Source organism: Chryseobacterium pennipullorum (genome assembly GCF_003384725.1).
Lineage (GTDB): Bacteria > Bacteroidota > Bacteroidia > Flavobacteriales > Weeksellaceae > Chryseobacterium > Chryseobacterium pennipullorum.
Map to the genome: position 1 here is coordinate 389,194 of NZ_QNVV01000003.1, position 20,711 is coordinate 409,904.

A 20,711-nucleotide genomic window follows, 5' to 3' on the forward strand; every position below is an offset into this window, starting at 1 on the left:
CAAAAATACGAAAAGAATTTGGGTATTGTGTAATAATATAATAGTCAAGTTTTTAAATGTATCGTATTTTTTATATATTCCGATAACGAAATTTTAAAATGATGAAGATTGAGAAAACAGTTAATATATTAAACAAAAGAGCCCGCTTCGAGTATGAAATTCTTGAAGAATATGAAGCTGGCATGGTTTTGACCGGTACAGAAATAAAATCTTTGCGTTCGTCCAAAGCATCCATCACAGAATCCTTCTGTCAGTTTATTGATGGGGAGTTATACATCATCAACATGATGATTGATGAATATAAATTGGGAACTTTTTACAATCACAAAACAAAAAGGGAACGGAAATTGCTCTTGCACAAAAAAGAATTACAGAAACTTGAAAAAAAGTTAAAGGATGCTGGGAACACCATTGTACCTTTAAAATTATATATCACTGATCGAGGTAAGGCAAAGGTGCTGATAGCGCTGGGTAGAGGGAAAAAGCTTTTCGATAAAAGGGAGGCGATAAAAGATAGAGAAAATAAACGGAACCTGGACAGAATATTAAAGAAAAGTTAAAAATCATTTGAAAAACTTTGTATATAAAGAAAAATTATATTTATTTTGCATTATCAATTATTTAATCATTTAATTCTATGAAAAATCTAAAATTAGGAATTTCAGCATTGGCGCTTACTGTTGCTTCTACTGTTTTCGCACAGACTACCAACAATCCGTGGTTGATCGGAGTTGGTGCTCACGCAGAAAACCACGTGGCAGCACGTAGTAGCTTCAGTAATACGTTCTCTGCTAAAAATTTTACAAAGGGTGTGTTCAATGTGAACAATTACTCTATTACACCTCCATTATCTAAGTTAACAGTTGCTAGAAACATTGGAAAAGGTTTAGTAATTGACTGGCAGACTACTGTTGGAAATGTTGAAAACAAAAGATTCAACATGGGGAAAGAATTTTTCCTAATGACAGGTATTGGTTTCCAGGCTAAAGCTGCAGGTCTTTTATGGAACGAAGAATCTTGGTTTGATCCATATTTAAGAGTAGGTGCTAACTACCTTAGACATGACTATACAGGTGTTTCTTTCCCAAGAACAAGTGTAGATGCTAACGGTAACCCAATTGAAACTGTATCTAACGGTGATAATGGTAACGAGAATGGTAAAGCTAACCACTTTACAGTATCTACAGGTGCTGGTGCTAACTTCTGGGTAACTAAGAACTTCGGTCTTGGTATCCAAGGTGATTACGTATCAACTCCTGGTGATAAGTCTACAGTTGCTAACTTTTGGCAAGCTTCTGCATCTATCTTATTTAGATTCGGAAACAGAGACAGAGATAAAGATGGTATCCTAGATAAAGATGACCTTTGTCCAGATACTCCAGGTTTACCAGAATTCCAAGGATGTCCTGATACAGACGGAGATGGTGTTCCAGATAAAGACGATCAATGTCCAGATGTTGCTGGTCCAGTTGAAAACAACGGTTGTCCTTGGCCAGATACAGACGGTGACGGTGTAATCGACAAAGATGACGCTTGTCCTACAGTAGCAGGTCCTGCTGAAAACAACGGTTGTCCTTGGCCAGATACAGACGGTGACGGTATCTTAGATAAAGATGATGCTTGTCCTACTGTTCCAGGTCTTCCAGAATACAACGGATGTCCTAAGCCAAAAGAAGTTATTGGTGAAGAAGCTACAGGTGCTCTTAAAGGTATCTTGTTCAACTTCAACAAAGCTACGATCAGACCAGAGTCTAATGGTAAATTAGATGAAGCTGCTAAGATCATTAAGCAATCTTCTGACGGTACATTCTTAGTAACAGGTCACACAGATGCTAAAGGTGCTGCTGCTTACAACTTGAAACTTTCAAGAGAAAGAGCTGCTTCTGTAGTAGGTGCTCTTGAAGCTAGAGGAGTTAACGCTAACCAGTTGAAATCTGTAGGTGTTGGTTCTAGAGACGCTAAAGTTCCTGCTAAAGCTTCTGACGCTGACAGAATGGTAGACAGAAAAGTAGTTGTTGAAGCTGTTAACGGTGCTGCTTGGGATGCACTTAAGAAATCTGATCTAGACGTAGTAGTGAAGAAGACTGTAGTGAAGAAAGGTAAAGCTCCAGCTAAGAGAAAAGCTCCAGCTAAAAAAAGAAAATAATTAATTTTTCTAAATAATGAATACCTCCAATTTTTTGGAGGTATTTTTTTTTTGTTGACTTTTGAGTAATTTTGTTGAAAATTAAAAAATTAAAATGGGAAGAGCATTTGAATATAGAAAAGCTTCTAAAATGGCCAGATGGGATAAAATGGCCAAAACATTCTCTAAAATAGGTAAGGATATAGCATTAGCTGTAAAAGCTGGTGGAACAGATCCGGAATCCAATCCGGCCCTGAGAAGATGTATCCAAAATGCGAAAGGGGCAAACATGCCTAAGGACAACGTAGAACGTGCGATTAAAAAAGCGAGCGGTGCTGATGCTGAAAACTATGAAGAAATTACTTACGAAGGATATGGCCAGGGTGGAGTTGCCTTCTTTGTAGAATGTACCACCAACAATACGACCAGAACAGTAGCTAATGTAAGGGCTGTTTTTAACAAGTTTGATGGTAACCTTGGGAAAAATGGTGAGTTGGCATTTATCTTTGATAGAAAAGGAATTTTTACCATTGATTTGGCTCAGATTAAGATGGATTGGGATGACTTTGAAATGGAAATGATCGATGGCGGAGCTGAAGATGTGGAAAAAGATGAAGAAGAAGTAATGATTACAACTGCGTTTGAAGACTTCGGTTCTTTATCCCACAAATTAGATGAACTTGGAATTGAGGCAAAGAGCGCAGAACTTCAGAGAATTCCAAATAATACAAAAGAAGTCAATGCAGAACAGTTCAAAGCTAATATGAAGATGCTGGAACGTTTTGAAGAGGACGATGACGTTCAAAATGTTTACCACAATATGGAAATCACAGAAGAACTGATGAACTCTTTATAAAAAATAATATAGCATTCATATACAGTTAACTTTCAATTAGTTTCTTTGTACAAAACTATGAAACGCCTTGTTAGATTTGTGAAAACGATAAGGCGTTCCATCCGGCGAATTTAAAAAGCTGAATATACGGATGAAAAGAAACGTTGAATTAGTTGTCATATCGGATGTTCATTTGGGAACTTATGGATGTAAGGCTAAAGAGTTGTTGAGATATCTCAACTCCATACAGCCTGGAACTTTAGTTTTGAATGGTGATATTATAGATATCTGGCAGTTCAAAAAGTCTTACTTCCCTAAACCTCATTTGAAAGTAATCCGCAAGATTCTTTCGTTGGCTACCAAGAATACAGAGGTCTATTACATCACAGGGAATCATGATGAGATGTTCCGTAAGTTTACAGATTTTGAACTTGGCAAGCTTAAAGTATGTAATAAAATCTGTCTGGATATCGATAACAAGAAAACATGGATATTCCATGGGGATGTCTTCGATGCTTCCGTGCAACATTCCAAATGGATTGCTAAGCTTGGAGGGAAGGGGTATGATCTGTTAATCATGATCAACAATGTGGTTAATTGGCTGCTTGAGAAAATGGGCAAGGAGAAATATTCCTTTTCAAAAAAGATCAAAAATAACGTAAAAAAAGCGGTGAAGTACATTGGCGACTTTGAACTCACTGCCTCCGAACTGGCCATTGATAATCATTATGATTATGTGGTATGTGGGCATATCCACCAGCCGCAGATCCGCGAGGTGGTTAATAAAAAAGGATCTTGTACCTATTTGAATTCCGGAGACTGGATTGAAAATCTATCTGCACTGGAATACAATGAGAAGCAATGGAAGATCTTTTATTATGATGAGCATAAGCATTTGCTGCAGGATGATGAGGCGGAAGAGATTCATGAAATGGATAATTCAGCACTTTTAAAAATCGTAACTAATTTTTCTTAATGAAAATCCTCTATGCATTTCAGGGTACAGGCAATGGCCATATAGCCAGGGCACAGGAGATTATTCCTATTCTCAAAAAGCATGCATCAGTGGATACTTTGATCAGTGGTCACCAATCGCAATTAAAGGCTGATTTTGACATTAATTTCCAATATAAAGGTATTTCGTTGCTTTATAACAAAACAGGCGGTTTATCCTATCGAAAAACTTTTACTGAAAATAAATTCCTGGAAGCAGCAAAAACGATAAGAGATCTTGACCTTTCCGGATATGATCTCATCATCAATGATTATGAACCCTTAACAGGATGGGCTTCCAAACTGAAAAAATTACCGATGCTTGAGCTGAGTCATCAGGCATCCATGAGTTTTCCGGAAACCCCAAAACCTTTGAAAAAAGATTTCCTGGGCGAAATGATTTTAAAATACTATGTTCCGAGTGAAAGGAAAATAGGTTTTCATTTTGAAAATTATCATCCGCAGATCAAGAAGCCGGTAATCAGAAAAAAAATCAGAAATCTGAACCCTTTTAAACAGGGATACTATTTGGTATACCTTCCCAGTTTTGCAGATGAAAATATTATCAAAGTTCTGCGGAAAATTCCGGTGGAATGGAAAGTGTTCTCAAAATACAGTACAGTACGGGTCAAAATAAAAAATGTTGAAGTATTTCCCATCGATGAAAATGAGTACCTAAAATATTTTGAAGGCTGTGACGGAATTCTTTGTAATGCTGGTTTTGAAACTCCCGCAGAAGCCCTCTTTATGGATAAAAAGTTATTTGTAATCCCAATCCATAATCAGTACGAACAGGAATGTAACGCATGTGCCTTGGACCAGATGGGAGTTCCCAATTCTAAAGTTTTAAAGCTGCAGGAGATTATGGAGTGGGTGGCAGCAGATCATCATCTGAAAGTGGATTACCCGGATGATATCGAAGAAATTCTGATGAGGGAAGTTTTAATTTTGTAAAAAGATATCTTCTACATCACTCATCCTGGTCATGACCGACCTTGCGTAAGAACAGTGTGGATATACTTTCCAGCTATTTTCCCTTGCAAATCTGATCGCTTCTTCTACTAAATATTTTCCCATTCCTCTTCCTTCAAATTCTGGATGTACCAAAACAAAAGAAATAATTAATTTATGATCTTCTGGAAAAATGGTATAGGTGAGTCTTCCGATTTCTTTAATATCATTATTGAGTGTAAGAACACCTCCATTTCCGGATTTGTTGTTTTCAAATTTCATAATTCATAATTTAAATTGAATGATGCAAAAATTGCACCGAGTGACCGTTTCGGTTTCAAGTAATAGGCAATAGTGAATAGTATATTGGTTTTTGCACTCAACTTAGTGGTATTAAATTTATCATCGGGTTAAGGAGGTAAAACCTTGGCTGGATCAATTATCTTTCCCGGTGTAGTAGTTATAATCTTTGATAATCACATTGATAAACTGCTTTTCCGTCATTTTAGTGGGGTCTATCTCCAGTTTCAGGATACTTTTTATTTTATCCGAAAGCCTGCTGATGATTTGGCGGTCATCTACTTTTAACGCTTTGGTGTAATTATCTTTGATAATCCTCATATCATTATCGCTTAATGCAATAACCTGAGGAAAGGAAGGCACATAATCTTCTCGGATGTTTTCGAGAATAGTATGGGAAATGTTGATATTATTTTTCAGGGAGATGACGGCGGTTCCGGATGCTATATCCCCCAACCGCTGATTGTTTTTGGAAATAATCATGGATATAAGGCCTACCGCTCCTGCAAAAGAAACATCAATCAGCCTGAATACCCATCGGATCATGTAATCTCCGAAACTTGCCTGATAGCCGTCAATTTTTACAACCTTTATTTTCATCAGTTTTTTACCCGGGGTCTGGCCTTCCATAAGGCTTTCCAGAACTACAGGATAAATATAAACAGGAAAAGTAAGTACAATATAAACTGCCATAACAGACCACTCATCAAGGCCTCTCAATAAATAACCCAGGTCGAAAATAGTAAAGAACAGATAGAGCACCAGAACAACATAGGCGACCCTTATCAGAAGATCTATGATGAATGCGAGCATCCTTTCTCCAACACTGGCAATGTTAAAGTTAATATTTACATTTTGTGAAGTATTTATCGCAATTTGAGACATATTTTTTATTATTTTAGCCTTTACAATTATGAGAGAAGTTTATTTCATTAAACAAAATAAAGAAAAATGGTTGGGAATAGAACAGGTTATTCAAGGGAAAATTAAAAAAAATCCTGATGACCTGTCTTCATTGTATATCAACCTGATCAATGACCTTTCTTTCGCTCAGACTTATTATCCTAAAAGTAATACTACGGTTTATCTGAATCACCTGTCCTCTCAGATTTTTCAGAAGATTTATAAAACCAAAAGAGTAGAAGAAAACAGATTGATTTATTTCTTCAAAACCGAAGTTCCGCTGCTGGTTTACCAGTATCGAAGATATCTCCTGTATGCGTTTCTTTTTTTTATATTATTTACGTCAATCGGCGTGCTTTCTGCCATCTATGATAAAGATTTTGTCAATATTATCCTGGGGGAAAGCTACGTCAATGAAACCATTGAGAACATTAAGAATGATAATGCCGTAGGCGTGTATCAGAGCGGAAGTACCTGGGGCAGTACGATTGGTATTATTTTTAATAATATCAAAGTGGGTGCGAAACTCTACATCTATGGCGTTGCAGGTGGGGTAGGCACCTTGTTTGCCCTTCTTTCCAACAGTGTAATGCTGGGGTCCTTTCAATACTTTTTCTATGATTACGGTGCTTTGAAAGACAGTGCCAGAGGAATATGGCTGCATGGGGTTTTTGAGATTTTTGCCATGGTGGTGGAGGCTATGTGCGGATTGATCCTGGGCGCTTCTATTCTTTTTCCGAAAACTTTTTCGAGATTTAATTCTTTTAAAAAAGGCTTTAAGGACTCATTTAAAATATTTCTAAGTACAGTTCCATTCACAATATGTGCAGGGATTATTGAAGGATATGTTACAAGGCATGCGCTAAAAATGCCTTTAGCGCTGAACCTCGTGATCATTTTGGGTTCGCTTGCAATCATAGGATTTTACTATTTTGTGTATCCATCTATTGTTCATAAAAAAACTAATAAACACATCGATGATGCAATTTTATAAAAAAAGAGATTTCGGAACTTTCATCAGTGACAGTCTCAGCTTTTTCAAACTTTACGGAAAGAATTATTTCAAAAACTATATTTTGATCAATGGTTTGCTGTTGATTTTAATGGTCACTGTTCTTATTTTTGGGTACAGAGAGATCTTTTCACAGCTTTTTGGATCTAATCTGGGTGGTGATACCTATTATTTTGAGCGCTATTTCTCAGATAATGCCGGAATGCTGATTACCGTTGGAATTATTATATTTTTTCTTTGTATGGTTTTGGCGATTGTAAATTACCTGTATCCTGTCTTTTATCTGAAAAGAATTGCTCAGGGTGAAGAAAATATAAAGACAGATGAGATTTTGGGTGATTTTAAAACGAATATAGGAAAGATCGGAAAGCTATGTCTGGGAATGATGTTTATCGTTATGCCGCTGGCTGTTTTCGTGATTGGCTTTTCCTATGCACTGATGTTTATTATTATCGGATTCTTCCTTATACTTCTTATTTATCCAACGATATTTAATGTTATTACCTTTTTGATGTATGACTATTTTAATTCAAAAAGGGGATTTCTGGAAAGTTTGAGTTACTCGATACGGTCACAGTTTTCCTACCCGAATGGAAGTGAGAAATCGCCGTACTGGAAGTATTGGGCATCAGCATTTATCATGTTTATTATGATTTACATGACGACATCAGTATTCACTTTTGTTCCTATGCTGTTTTTTTACGGATCAATTCTTACTTCGGCACCGGACGGAAATTTTGAGCAAAATCCTTTTACGGGTACTGCGGGAATTATCTTTTTTGTATTTTATGGAATTTCAATTCTTCTTTCATTTTTTCTTTCGAATCTGATGTATGTGAATGCCGGCCTAATGTATTATGACAGCAGAACAGATCTTCATCAGAAAGTTGAACTTGCAGAAATAGACACCATTGGTATCAATGAATAAATATCTTGTTTTCTTACTGTTTTTCACAATTTCCGGACCTTTTAAGGCCCAGGACGGAACCCTTGCAGATGATTATTTAGGAGATTCTCTCGGGACGGTCCATTACAGGAATATGCTGCGTGCAGACTCTGTGTTATTGAAAAATCCGGTATCAGAGAACATTGTATATCCTAAAGAATTTAAAGAAAACATTCCGTCAAGATATAAGGGAAATGAATTTGACTATTCGGTTTCTAAACCCCGGGAGTCTTTCTGGGAGAAGCTGCTCAGGAAAGTAGACAGAATTCTGAGAGGAATTTTTGGAGAGACGGCTTTCAGCAAATCGGCTGAATTGACAAATGTACTGATCCGCCTGTTTGCGATCATTCTTGTAGGCTTCCTTCTTTATTTCATTATTCGCTATATTATTGGTAAAGATGGTAATTTTATTTTTGTTAAGAGAAATAAAAAGCTGAATCTCAATGTGGAAGAATTGCATGAAAATATCCACGAGATTAATTTTCCGGAGAGTATTGCAAAATTTGAGCGGGAAGGAGATTTCCGTTCAGCAATACGGTATCAGTTTTTACTTATCCTTAAAAAGCTAAGTGATAAAAAACTCATTAACTGGAATCCGGAAAAAACAAACAGGGATTACGCCGCAGAGTTAAAGGCTCCACATCTGAAAAGTGAATTTTCTGCGTTGTCATACATTTTTGATTATGTTTGGTACGGAGAATTCAATATTGAAGAAGAAAACTATCAGAAATTCAAGAATCAGTATCAGACTTTTAAACCGTAACTAATTGACCATGAATAAAAATTTCAAAATATATGCTGTAATTTTCATCGTTGTGATGATTATTTTGGCGTTGCTTGAAGTTAACAAGAAAGAAACGACGGATTGGCGTAAAAATTTTGATATTAATGAAAAGTCTCCCTTCGGTCTGTTTGTCTTTAACAGTGAGGCCAGCCATCTCTTTAAAAATAAGCTCACGAAGGTAGATAAGACTCCCTATGAATATTATAGTCAGCGGAAAAAAGCGGTTCACAATATTGTGGTTATCGAAAATGATATAGACTCTGAATCGTGGAAGAAAATCCTGACTCAGGTATCTGAAGGTTCAGACGCTATGCTTATGGCAAGCCGCATTCCTAAAGAAATTTCGGACAGTATCGGATATTATGATTCAGAGATCTCATTTCAGGATGAAAATGTACTGAAACTGACGGATAAAAAGTATCAGAATGATTTTATTAAATTAGATAAATTCCCATCCGGAAGAGGCTTCTCATATATCAAACCTAAAGTGGAGGTTCTTGGAAAGACTGTTGAGAAAAAGAATGCCGATCAGGCGAATTTTATCAAAGTGAAATTTGGAAAAGGTAACCTATATGTTCATAGTGAGCCTCTGTTTCTTACGAACTATTACCTTCTAAAGCCGGGAAATGTAAAATACGCCCAGGATATTTTTTCTTATCTTCCGGATAGGGAAACACTCTGGTTTGTTACAAATGATACAAAAGTGTCCCGCTTTTTCATGCGATTTGTATTGGGGAATCCTGCCTTAAAATATGCATGGTGGGTGCTTCTGGGCGGACTTGTACTGTTTATTTTCTTTAATGCAAAAAGAAAGCAAAGAATAGTACCCATCGTAGAGCCTCTGAGAAATACTTCGCTGGACTTTGTAAAAAGCATCGGAAATCTGTATCTTCAGGAAGGAGATTTTCATGATATGATGGCTAAGAAGGCTCAATATTTTTTGAATAAAGTAAGAATCGATCTGCTTATTGATACACAGAATTTAGATGCGGAGTTTGAAAAAAAACTACAGCTGAAAACAGGGAAACCCGTGGAACAGATCAGTGAAGCAATTGCCCTCATCAAAAGAGCACAGGATCCTTATGCGAGTGTGATGAAGGAAGATCTTACAAAGATTAATACTCTTCTCGATGAAATACTAAAATAATATAACAATATAAACTATAACAATGGAGCAGTTATCAATGATCAGAACGACCATTCCGGAATACAGGATAATTTGTTACATGAATACATTTGTTAGACAAATACATTAATATGGAAAACACAGATCAGTCAAACATAGAAAATCAAAGTGATATAAACCTCAATAAGCAGGAAGATCAGTTTCACTCAAGGATAGACATGATAGAGCTTCGGGCCAGTCTCGATAAAGTAAAAAGGGAAATAGCAAAAGTAATCGTGGGGCAGGAAAGTATGATAGAACATCTTTTGGCTGCGTTGCTTTCCAACGGGCATGTTCTGATTGAAGGGGTTCCCGGAGTAGCAAAAACCATTACCGCAAAACTTTTGGCCAGAACCGTAGATGTAGGTTTCAGCAGGATTCAGTTCACTCCCGATTTGATGCCATCCGATATTCTGGGTACTTCAGTTTTCAGTGTGAAAAACTCTGAATTCGAATTTAAAAAAGGACCCATTTTTTCCAACTTCATATTAATTGATGAGATCAACAGGTCACCTGCGAAAACACAGGCTGCACTGTTTGAGGTGATGGAAGAGAGGCAGATTACCATGGATGGCACCCGCTATGTAATGGATGAGCCATTTCTGGTAGTGGCTACACAAAATCCTATTGAGCATGAAGGGACCTACAGACTTCCGGAAGCTCAGCTGGATCGTTTTCTGTTTAAAATCAACGTTGGATATCCAAACCTGGAACAGGAAATTGCGATCATAAAAAACCAGCACGAAAGTAAGAAAGATGATAAAACAGAAGGCGTTAACCACGTTATCAATGCCGAACAGCTTAAAAACTATCAGCACCTGGTGAAAGAAATCATTGTGGAAGGGCAGCTGATGGAATACATCGCCAAAATAATCATTAATACCCGAGAAAATCAGTTTCTGTATCTGGGAGCATCACCCAGAGCATCGCTGGCTCTCCTTACTGCTTCAAAAGCATTCGCTGCATTAAGAGGCAGGGATTTTGTCACTCCTGAAGATATTAAAGAAGCAAGTTATGCTGTTTTAAGACATAGGGTCATTGTCTCTCCAGAACGTGAAATGGAAGGACTTACTGCAGATGAAATTATCCGTCAGATTTTAGAGGGAATAGAAATTCCGAGATAGGTAGCAGATAATAGGTGAGAGGTAATGGATAGGCAAAATTAATTAAAAGCCAAAATATTCAATAGGGCAAATTTTAAAGAGCTTTTAGTTTGGCACCAGTCTATTGGTTTTGTAACTGAAATGTATAGAATTACAGAAACTTTTCCTAAAGCCGAAATCTACAGATTAGTGTCACAAATCAGAAGAGCCGTTATTTCTATACCATCCCATATTGCTGAGGAAAACTCGAGAATAAGCAAACCTGCTTATCTGCAATTTTTAAAAATATCAAGAGGCAGTTGCAGAAGTAGAAACACAATTAGTAATTTCAAAAAACCTCAAATTTTTAAACGGAGATGAATATGTAAAATTAAATAGAGGCTTATAGAAATATCGAAAATGTTAAACGGCTTAAAAAACGCTCTCCAACAATAATAATGACAGAGATAAAGTTCATAAACGTCCACCGAAAACCTTTTAGCTGCAACCTGCAACCTAACCAATGAAAAATTTATACATCAATACACGTTTCTTCTTTTCACTCGTTGGAGTGGGGATTCTGTATGTCCTGGCATTTTTCTTTCCGGGGATGATGTGGGTCGCACACATTGTCCTTATGATGTGTTTTCTTGCTGCGATGGTAGATTACCTATTGATATTTAATCAAAAGAATGCACTACAGGCGCAAAGAATATTACCGGAAAAACTTTCTAACGGTGATGAGAATTTTGTAAAAATTGATATAAAAAATAATTATAGCTTTAATATTACGGCTAAGGTCATCGATGAAATTCCTTTTCAGTTTCAGAAGAGAGATTTTCTGATTGAAAAGCATATCCGTTCAGGAGCTAATGCCTTTTTTCAGTATACTTTAGAGCCTAAAGAAAGAGGCGAATATTATTTCGGAAGCCTTAATATTTACATTTCTTCCCCTCTGGGATTCGTTTCAAAGAGATTTAATTTTCAGAAAGACATTATGCTGAAGTCTTATCCTTCGTTCATTCATTTAAGAAAGTATGAACTGATGGCGTTGCAGAGTGAGTTTATGCTGGGAGGGATCAAAAAGGTCCGAAAGCTGGGGCATACCATGGAATTTGAGCAAATCAAAGATTATGTACCGGGAGATGATATCAGAACGATCAACTGGAAGGCTACTTCTAAAGCAAACCGGCTCATGGTAAACCAGTTTCAGGATGAAAAATCTCAACGTATTTTTATACTGATTGATAAAGGACGAAGCATGAAGATGCCTTTCAATGGACTGAGCCTGCTGGATTATTCTATTAATGCTGCCATGGCATTATCACATATTATTCTGAGAAAAGGTGACCGCGCAGGAATGATGACGTTCTCCAAAAGAGCTGAAAACAAAATTGCGGCGGATAACAAATCCGGACAGCTTAAGAAAATTTCTGAGGCTCTATACAACATTAAGACAGATTTCTTTGAAAGCGATTTCAACAGATTGTATCAGGATATAAAATATTCTGTCAACCAGAGAAGTCTGATTCTTTTATTCACCAATTTTGAAACAGTAGATGGGCTTAACCGCCAGCTGAAGTACCTTCGCGGTATTGCTAAGAATCATTTATTGGTCGTCGTTTTCTTCAAAAATTCAGAACTGCACACCCTGATTAATAAAAATCCTGAAAATATGCAGGAAATATATGATGAGATCATCGCTGAAAAATTTGAGTTTGAAAAGAAACTCATTATCCAGGAGCTCCGTAAATATGGAATTTATACGGTGTATACGCTTCCGGAAAATTTGAATATCGATGTTATCAATAAATATCTGGAGATAAAAGCAAGAGGAATTTTATAATAAATATACTTGGGTATGAGAAAACTAGTTTTTCTATTTTTAATAATATTTTCAACTGGCTTATGGTCTCAGTCATTAAATGGTATAATTCGTGATACACTCAAAAAAATAAATTCTCCAAAGTTTATTTTGACATTAAGAAGTACTTTCGACAAAACTATTTACAAAACTAATTCTGATGAAGACGGACGATTTGATTTTGGAAAAGTTGAAAATGGAAAATATAAACTGAATATTATTGAAAATAATGACTACATCAGAAATGAATATAATATAGATATTAAAGATGATACTGTAGTGCATTTAGTGGCAAATCAATATTGTAAATATCGAGAGAATAAGAATTCAATTTGTCCGATTTGTAAAACCGATAAAAATGTTATTCCAATTTTTTATGGATTAGTTACAGAAACGTTCATGAAGAAAAATAAAAGTAAATATTATTTTGGAGGTTGTGAGCTTACATCTTGTAATCCTAAATACTATTGCAAAACAGAAGGCTTACAATTCTAAATACTGGTGTAAGTATGTATAAAGAAATATTAAATTAAAATAATAAAATGAAAATAACACTTAATAGAATCAACGACGACTTTTTATTTGAATGTACAAACGGCCAGGGAAACTCCATCCTTTTGGACAATACTTCCCAACCCGGAGCCAAAGGGGTTTCTCCAATGGAAAGTGTACTGATGGCTGTTGCCGGATGTAGCGGAATAGATGTGGTTTCCATTTTGAAGAAACAACGTCAGGAAATTAAAAGCTTCCAGGCAGAAGTAGAGGGAGAGAGGGTTCAGGTAGATGAGGCAAAGCCATTTAAATCAATTAAGGTGAAATTTCTTCTAGAGGGAGAAATTGATCCTAAAAAAGCTTTAAAGGCGGCTGAACTTTCCTTTGAAAAATATTGTTCCGTATCAAAAACTTTAGAACCGAATGTTGAAATCGGGTATGAGGTGCTTTTGAACGGAGAAAAAATTTAATCTTTTATACAACAAAAACCGGATGATCATCCGGTTTTTTTATGGTCTTTTGCTTATCAGAATGTGAGCCTGGGTTTGATGAGCTTTGCGACGGTTGCGGTCCATCCCGTCTGATGAGATGCCCCTACACCACGGCCATTATCCCCATGGAAATACTCAAAAAACGTGATATAATCTTTGAAATGCTCGTCGTGATTAAACTTTGGGTTCCCTCCATTGAAGGCCCGCTGCCCGTTTTCATCTTTCAGAAAAATGGAACAAAGTCTTTTGCTGATATTCTGAGCTACTTCATCAAGGTTTTTCTTATCTCCGCTCCCGGTTGGAAATTCCACTTTCAGACTGTTTCCGTAATAATAATGAAAACGCTGAAGACTTTCTACAATCAGGAAATTGATCGGAAACCAAATGGGGCCGCGCCAGTTGCTGTTTCCACCAAACATTCTGCTGTCGCTTTCTGCAGGAGTATAATATACCATGTTCTCCGTACCGTGTACAGAGAATACAAAAGGATTTTCCTCATACACTTTTGACATTGCACGGATTCCGTAAGTACTTAGAAACTCTTTCTCATCCAGCATTCTTGTCAGAACTTTTGTCAATCTGTTTTTACGGAGAATGCTCATCAGGTGCTTTCTGCCCTGCCCTTCCTCATCCCAGTGAGAGACCAGTTTGGTGAGTTCCGGCTTATTTTTTAAGATCCATTCCATTCTGGTCTGGAAGTTAGGCATCTTCTCCAGAAGACGGTGATCAACAATCTCTACAGCAAAAAGAGGAATCAATCCGACGATACTTCGGAGTCTTAAAGAAACACTGTCCCCATTTCCCAGCTGTAGTACATCATAGAAAAACCCATCTTCCTCATTCCATAAACCTTTGGTTCCTTCACCCAGGTTTTCCATTGCTTCGGCAATATACAGGTAGTGTTCAAAAAATTTGATAGCCATATCTTCGTATACCTGATAATATTGAGCCAGCTCCATGGCGATTCGCATCATGTTGAGTGCATACATAGCCATCCAGCTTGTTCCGTCAGCTTGTTCAAGATGCTGGCCGTCCTTTAAAACCATATTACGGTCGAAAGCTCCGATATTATCGAGCCCCAGGAAACCTCCTCCAAAAATATTCTTACCGTTTTTATCCTTCCGGTTAACCCACCATGTAAAATTCAGAAGCAGCTTCTGAAAAACTTTTTCCAGGAAAAGCAGGTCCGGTTTTCCATTATTTTTCTCATCGATTTTAAATACCCTGAAGCATGACCATGCATGAACCGGAGGATTCACATCACTCATATTCCATTCATAAGCAGGAAGCTGTCCATTGGGATGCATATACCACTCCTTGGTCAGCAACAACAGCTGTCCTTTGGCAAATTCGGCATCGATCATGGAAAGCGGAACACAATGAAATGCCAGATCCCAGGTTGCATACCATGGATACTCCCATTTGTCAGGCATAGAAATAATATCTTTATTGTGCAGATGGTTCCATTCCGTATTTCTTACATAGTCGTTGAAATTCCTTGGAGCTTCAAAATTAGGATCTCCTTTCAGCCATTTTCCAATATTGTAATGGTAGAACTGTTTATTCCATAGCAGTCCGGCAAAAGCCTGTCTTTGAACGTTTTTCTCATCTTCATCCGTCGTGTCTATTTGAATGTCATGATAGAAATCTTCTGCTTCAGCGATTCTGGTACTAAAGATTTCATCAAACTTTTCAAAAGGGGTATGTGATGCCTCAGGACATAAACGGAATTCAAAAACCTTGGATTGTCCCGCGCCGATCGTCTCATCAATAAGAAATGATGCTTTTGTTCCTTTTTTTTCGGGATTTACCGTATTGCCACGGTGAATGATAAAATCATTGATTCCATCTTTGAAATAAGTATTTTCAGTGTGTGGCGTCCCGTAAAGTTTGGAAACGTTGGTTTCATTATCACAAAAAGCACTTTGTGCATTTGGATTTCTTGCATAGAGCTTTTTGATGGAAATGCTGTCATGATTGATATCAATGCCTCCATCATGAGCGTCATTCATCTGAGCTTTATACGTATTATAGCCCCATTTCCAGTTGTTTCTGAACCATGCGGTAGGCGCCACTACAATAGGCGCTTCGTGCTGGCTTCGGTTACACACCGTAACTCTGGCCAGAATATCATTATGATCTGCTTTGCAGTACTCGATAAAAATATCAAAATATTCATTGTGATCGAAGATTCCCGTATCAAAAATCTCATATTCCGGTTCCTTTTTGCTGCGCCTTCCGTTTTCTGTAAGAAGATCGTCATAGGGAAATGCATTAATAGGATATTTGTACACCATTTTCATGTAGCTGTGGGTGGGGGTATTGTCCAGATAATAAAAGATTTCTTTAATATCTTCACCATGGTTTCCCTGCGGATTGCTCAGCCCGAAGAAACGTTCCTTTACTATTTTATCTTTTTTATTCCAGAAGGAAAAAGCAAAACAGAAAATCTGTTTTACATCAGAAATTCCCGCAAGTCCTTCTTCTCCCCAGCGGTACGCATAGCTTTCTGCATTATTATGATTGGTATAGTTCCACGCATTGCCGTTCGGGCTGTAATCTTCGCGTACATTTCCCCATTGCCGGTTGCTTACATACGGGCCCCAGTTTTTCCATTTGGTATCTTGTAATCTTTCTTTTTCGGCAGTCATAAGCAATCATTTTTCAATACGAAGTTAGTTTTTTTGAAAAGTAATTCCAATTTTTTTCATCTGAATAATTATTAATATGGCCTTGAAACACTTGTGATTTAAAGGGTTTCTAAAAGATTAAAATATTTTTTTTTTGAAATTAAAAGAAAAGAACTACCTTTGCAGCATTCGTTCATTCAAATATTGAAAATGTTATCAAGAAAGGTTGAGGGATTAGACCCTGTGAAACCTTAGCAACCCTTTGCGCAAGCAAAGAAGGTGCTACGTTCTACCAAAATTATTTGGACAGATAACTTACTGAAGTTCTTTTCAGCCATTTCCTGTGGCATTTTCAATTGTATTAAAATAATAGAATTGAAAACAGAACTAAACTATATTAATCTTTCGTATCAGACCAATTCCAATAAGGAATATCATATCCCGTTAAGCTATCAGCTTTTTGGGAAAGACTTGTTTACAGCTCCTGTCATTTTAGTGAATCATGCGCTTACCGGAAACTCGGAGGTTGCAGGAGATAAGGGATGGTGGAAACAGCTGATTGGAGAAAATAAGGTTATAGATACAAAGAAATTCACTGTTCTGTGCTTCAATATTCCCGGAAACGGATATGATCATTTTTTAATTGAAGACTATGAAGACTTCACCCCTTCAGATATTGCCAATATATTTCTGAGAGGGTTGGAAGCTTTACATATAAAAAATCTTTATGCCATTATCGGAGGTTCGCTGGGAGGTGGAATTGCATGGGAAATGCTGGCAAAAAATCCTGATCTTGCAGAAGTCTTTATTCCTATTGCCTGTGACTACAGGACCCACGACTGGCTTCATGCTCAATGTCTGGTCCAGAAATTCTTACTGAATGATCAGCAGGAACCTTTGCAGAAAGCAAGAATCCATGCGATGCTTTGTTACAGGACTCCACAATCACTTAACAACAGATTTAGGAATCAGTATAATCCGGAGAAACAACTTCTGGAATCTGAAGATTGGCTGGTTTATCACGGTAAAGCTCTTAACGAGAGATTTAGTTTAAAGGCATATCGGCTGATGAATCACCTGCTGATGAACATTAATGCTGATGGTAGCAGACTACAGAAGATTAAGGCACGAATGCACATGATCTCCGTAGATACCGATCTCTTCTTTCCTGCTTCTGAAATCCGAATGTGTTTTGAAAAGCTAAAAGAGAAAAAAGAGGATATATCGTATCACGAGATCCAATCTATACACGGGCATGATGCCTTCCTAATGGAATATCAACAATTAAATAATATCATAAATAATATTTTGCAGACTCATGAAAAATGCTAACGAAATAAAATTTTTAAAGAACAGATCAATCATTAAATTTGAAGGGGAAGATTTCCTGGGGGAAATCGGGATCGACGGACGAATCTTTAAAGCGCTTACTTTAGCGCGCATCAGTGTAGGGGTAATTTCCCAGCAGGCTATAGAAAACGGAATCTCTATTCTGGTTCAGGAGAATGATGCTGAAAAGGCGGTAGCTTGTCTTATCGATGAATTTGAGCCGGAAAGAAAATCAGGAAAAGTATCTCAGATCTATAGCATCAATAATGTTTCTGTTATTGGTTTTGTAGCAAAAGATTCCAATAAAGTTTTTGCTGAACTCGCGAGAAATAATGTTTTCCCATTGCTTTTGAATCATGTAGCAGGTGAAAACAGAGTAAATATTGTAGTAACATCCTCACAGGATGAAAAAACCAAGAATATCATTGAATCTGAGATATTCAAAAAACCGAAAACTGTTCATCTGGCCATTATCGGACATGGAAATGTCGGAAAAACTTTAATAGAGCAGGTTCTGCAATCATCAGAAGAAATAAGAAGAAGGAAAAAGATAGACCTTAAAGTAGTGGCTGTTGCCAATTCAAAGAAAATAGCTTTTAATAAAAAAGGTTTTGATAATAGCTGGAGCGATGAGGTGATCACTGCCGAAAGTCCTTCCAATGTGCAGGAACTAATTAATTTCTCAAAGGAAAATCAATTGGAAAATCTGATTGTTGTAGACAACACGGCGAGTAAGGATTTTGTAAAAAACTATCACGCATTAGCTGAAAACGGATTTGATCTCGTGTCGTCCAATAAGATTTTCAATACGCTGCCAATTGAGGAATACCGTAAACTAAGATATACGTTGAACAAAAATAACAGACGTTATCTGTATGAAACGAATGTAGGGGCAGGTCTTCCGTTGATTGATACCATCAAATTGCTTCATCTCTCGGGTGAAAATATCACCCGAATAAAAGGAGTGTTCTCCGGATCATTGAGCTATATCTTTAACAACTTTTCGGTACGAAACGATAAATTCTCGACCATCATTGGGGAAGCAATGGAAAAAGGATATACAGAACCTGATCCTAGAGAAGACTTATCCGGAAACGATGTAGCAAGAAAATTATTAATTCTGGCAAGAGAGCTGGATCTGATCAATGAATTTCAGGACATTAATATCCAGAATCTGATTCCCGGGAATCTTCTGACAGTCGAGAAAAATGAATTTATTTCAAGACTGGACGAGCTTGATGCGGAATATCAAAAAATCAAAGAGAGTCAGGAACCAGGTCATGTCCTGCGCTATGTTGGGGATCTACACGGAAATCTACAGGAAGAAAAAGGGCAGCTTGATGTAAAGCTGGTATCTGTACCGGGGAGTTCAGCCCTGGGACAGTTGAAAGGATCAGATTCTATATTTGAAATCTATACAGAGAGCTACGGAGAAAATCCGATTGTCATCATGGGAGCCGGAGCCGGGGCACAAGTGACGGCAAGGGGAGTATTCGGAGATATTTTAAGAGTAAGTGAAACAAAATAAATCAATGTACCAATGCGGTATAACAATTTACCAATAATTCTATCCCTTGGAATATAATCTTGCCATTGGTAAACTGGTACATTGTTATATTATTAAATTAAAACTATATGGAAAATTTTGAAACATCAGCAATAAGAACCCAGACGGAACGAAGTCAGTTTGATGAGCATTCGACACCGTTATACCTGACATCCAGTTTTATTTTTCAGGATGCCGAAGATATGAGGGCCAGCTTTGCGGAAGAAAAACCTAAAAACCTGTACAGCAGATTCTCCAATCCGAATGTGACAGAGTTTACCGATAAGATAGCAAAAATGGAGGGAGCTGAAGCAGGATATGCATTTGCAACAGGCATGGCGGCAATTTATTCAACTTTTGCTGCTCTACTGAATGCTGGAGACCATATTGTAAGCTGTCAGTCGGTATTTGGATCTACCCATACCCTGTTTACCAAATATTTCCCGAAATGGAATATTGAAACAACATACTTCAAGGCTGAAGATGCTGAGAATGTTGAAAAGTATATTCAGCCCAATACAAAGATCCTGTATCTGGAAACCCCAACTAATCCTGCTATAGAAATTGTTGATCTGGAATTTTTCGGGCAGATTGCGAAAAAACATAACCTGATATTCATTGTAGATAACTGTTTTGCGACACCTTATATTCAGCAGCCGATCAAATATGGTGCAGATGTTGTTGTACACTCAGCAACGAAGCTGATTGACGGGCAGGGAAGAGTACTAGGAGGAATCGCAGTAGGAAAAGAAGATCTGATCAGAGAAATTTATCTTTTCGCAAGAAATACAGGGCCTGCCTTATCTCCATTTAATGCCTGGGTGCTGTCCAAGAGCTTGGAAACATTAGCTATTCGCGTAGAAAAACATTGTGAAAATGCGTTGAAGGTAGCTGAATTTTTAGAAAGCCATCCGAATGTTGAATTGGTGAAATATCCATTTTTGAGATCACATCCGGGATATGAAGTCGCCAAAAAACAGATGAAACTGGGAGGAAACATTGTTGCCTTTGAAATTAAAGGCGGGATTGAAGGAGGAAGAAGCTTCCTAAACAAGATACAAATGTGCTCGCTTTCTGCCAATTTGGGTGATACAAGAACGATCGTTACCCACCCGGCATCTACGACGCATTCTAAACTGAGTGATGATGAAAGAAATGAAGTGGGAATTACGGCTGGATTAGTACGCTGCTCAGTTGGTTTGGAAAATGTGGAAGATATTATTGCTGATCTGAAACAGGCTTTGGATTAATTCAATACGAACA

At 37.3% G+C, this 20,711-nt stretch carries 20 protein-coding genes and 1 riboswitch; of the genes, 17 read left to right on the forward strand and 3 right to left on the reverse strand.

The window, feature by feature from the left end; translation table 11 throughout:
• Positions 1–101 precede the first annotated feature (101 nt).
• From smpB to DRF67_RS06215, 5 genes are all read left to right on the forward strand, one after another.
• Positions 102–560 (forward strand): SsrA-binding protein SmpB, encoded by a 459-nt coding sequence (gene smpB / locus DRF67_RS06195; protein ID WP_047096870.1) that lies wholly within the window; start codon positions 102–104, stop codon positions 558–560.
• A gap of 77 nt (positions 561–637) precedes the next feature.
• Positions 638–2,146, forward strand: coding sequence for an OmpA family protein (locus DRF67_RS06200; RefSeq protein WP_115927433.1), 1,509 nt, complete (start codon positions 638–640; stop codon positions 2,144–2,146).
• A 94-nt stretch (positions 2,147–2,240) separates the two neighbouring features.
• Entirely contained in the window at positions 2,241–2,981 is a 741-nt protein-coding gene (locus DRF67_RS06205; RefSeq protein WP_115927434.1) for a YebC/PmpR family DNA-binding transcriptional regulator, read from the forward strand.
• Positions 2,982–3,111: 130 nt separating this feature from the next.
• The gene (locus DRF67_RS06210) at positions 3,112–3,936 is read left to right on the forward strand and encodes a UDP-2,3-diacylglucosamine diphosphatase (protein ID WP_115927435.1); all 825 of its coding nucleotides are present in this window, start codon (positions 3,112–3,114) and stop codon (positions 3,934–3,936) included.
• Complete coding sequence (locus tag DRF67_RS06215) at positions 3,936–4,907, forward strand: glycosyltransferase family protein (RefSeq protein ID WP_115927436.1); 972 nt, start codon at positions 3,936–3,938, stop codon at positions 4,905–4,907. The genes DRF67_RS06210 and DRF67_RS06215 overlap by 1 nt, the downstream gene beginning before the upstream one ends.
• Here DRF67_RS06215 and DRF67_RS06220 read toward each other — a convergent pair.
• Together DRF67_RS06220 and DRF67_RS06225 are read right to left on the reverse strand one after the other, a co-directional pair.
• The gene (locus DRF67_RS06220; RefSeq protein WP_115927437.1) at positions 4,896–5,186 is read right to left on the reverse strand and encodes a GNAT family N-acetyltransferase; all 291 of its coding nucleotides are present in this window, start codon (positions 5,184–5,186) and stop codon (positions 4,896–4,898) included. The genes DRF67_RS06215 and DRF67_RS06220 overlap by 12 nt on opposite strands.
• Before the next feature lie 153 nt (positions 5,187–5,339).
• Positions 5,340–6,089: an RDD family protein gene (locus DRF67_RS06225; protein ID WP_115927438.1), complete on the reverse strand. Its 750-nt coding sequence runs from the start codon at positions 6,087–6,089 to the stop codon at positions 5,340–5,342.
• A gap of 28 nt (positions 6,090–6,117) precedes the next feature.
• Here DRF67_RS06225 and DRF67_RS06230 point away from each other — a divergent pair, with 28 nt between their 5' ends.
• The 9 genes from DRF67_RS06230 (at position 6,118) to DRF67_RS06270 (ending at position 13,922) form a co-directional block, all read left to right on the forward strand.
• The gene (locus DRF67_RS06230; RefSeq protein ID WP_115927439.1) at positions 6,118–7,101 is read left to right on the forward strand and encodes a stage II sporulation protein M; all 984 of its coding nucleotides are present in this window, start codon (positions 6,118–6,120) and stop codon (positions 7,099–7,101) included.
• Positions 7,085–8,047, forward strand: coding sequence for a DUF4013 domain-containing protein (locus DRF67_RS06235; protein WP_115927440.1), 963 nt, complete (start codon positions 7,085–7,087; stop codon positions 8,045–8,047). Before DRF67_RS06230 ends, DRF67_RS06235 begins: the two co-directional genes overlap by 17 nt.
• Positions 8,040–8,828 (forward strand): DUF4129 domain-containing protein, encoded by a 789-nt coding sequence (locus DRF67_RS06240; RefSeq protein WP_115927441.1) that lies wholly within the window; start codon positions 8,040–8,042, stop codon positions 8,826–8,828. Before DRF67_RS06235 ends, DRF67_RS06240 begins: the two co-directional genes overlap by 8 nt.
• A 10-nt stretch (positions 8,829–8,838) precedes the next feature.
• Positions 8,839–9,996, forward strand: coding sequence for a DUF4350 domain-containing protein (locus tag DRF67_RS06245; RefSeq protein WP_115927442.1), 1,158 nt, complete (start codon positions 8,839–8,841; stop codon positions 9,994–9,996).
• Between the two features lie 110 nt (positions 9,997–10,106).
• On the forward strand, positions 10,107–11,138 hold the full coding sequence (locus DRF67_RS06250) for an AAA family ATPase (RefSeq protein WP_185142062.1): 1,032 nt from the start codon (positions 10,107–10,109) through the stop codon (positions 11,136–11,138).
• A gap of 54 nt (positions 11,139–11,192) precedes the next feature.
• A complete protein-coding gene (locus DRF67_RS06255; RefSeq protein WP_228435751.1) occupies positions 11,193–11,477 on the forward strand; it encodes a four helix bundle protein in 285 nt (94 codons plus the stop codon).
• Positions 11,478–11,619: 142 nt separating this feature from the next.
• Positions 11,620–12,942 carry a DUF58 domain-containing protein gene (locus DRF67_RS06260; protein ID WP_115927443.1) on the forward strand — a complete coding sequence of 441 codons (1,323 nt, stop codon included), beginning with the start codon at positions 11,620–11,622 and terminating at the stop codon, positions 12,940–12,942.
• A gap of 15 nt (positions 12,943–12,957) precedes the next feature.
• Positions 12,958–13,455, forward strand: a complete 498-nt coding sequence (locus DRF67_RS06265; protein ID WP_115927444.1) for a hypothetical protein — start codon at positions 12,958–12,960, stop codon at positions 13,453–13,455.
• Positions 13,456–13,502: 47 nt separating this feature from the next.
• Positions 13,503–13,922: an OsmC family protein gene (locus DRF67_RS06270; protein WP_115927445.1), complete on the forward strand. Its 420-nt coding sequence runs from the start codon at positions 13,503–13,505 to the stop codon at positions 13,920–13,922.
• A 56-nt stretch (positions 13,923–13,978) separates the two neighbouring features.
• Here DRF67_RS06270 and DRF67_RS06275 read toward each other — a convergent pair whose 3' ends face one another.
• The gene (locus DRF67_RS06275; RefSeq protein ID WP_115927446.1) at positions 13,979–16,594 is read right to left on the reverse strand and encodes an MGH1-like glycoside hydrolase domain-containing protein; all 2,616 of its coding nucleotides are present in this window, start codon (positions 16,592–16,594) and stop codon (positions 13,979–13,981) included.
• A 189-nt stretch (positions 16,595–16,783) separates the two neighbouring features.
• Positions 16,784–16,890: riboswitch (SAM riboswitch) on the forward strand.
• A gap of 58 nt (positions 16,891–16,948) precedes the next feature.
• Here DRF67_RS06275 and DRF67_RS22005 point away from each other — a divergent pair.
• The 3 genes from DRF67_RS22005 (at position 16,949) to DRF67_RS06290 (ending at position 20,698) form a co-directional block, all read left to right on the forward strand.
• A complete protein-coding gene (locus tag DRF67_RS22005; protein WP_115927447.1) occupies positions 16,949–17,905 on the forward strand; it encodes an alpha/beta fold hydrolase in 957 nt (318 codons plus the stop codon).
• Positions 17,892–19,430 (forward strand): ACT domain-containing protein, encoded by a 1,539-nt coding sequence (locus tag DRF67_RS22010; RefSeq protein ID WP_115927448.1) that lies wholly within the window; start codon positions 17,892–17,894, stop codon positions 19,428–19,430. The genes DRF67_RS22005 and DRF67_RS22010 overlap by 14 nt, the downstream gene beginning before the upstream one ends.
• Before the next feature lie 107 nt (positions 19,431–19,537).
• Positions 19,538–20,698 (forward strand): O-succinylhomoserine sulfhydrylase, encoded by a 1,161-nt coding sequence (locus DRF67_RS06290; RefSeq protein ID WP_115927449.1) that lies wholly within the window; start codon positions 19,538–19,540, stop codon positions 20,696–20,698.
• Positions 20,699–20,711: the final 13 nt, after the last annotated feature.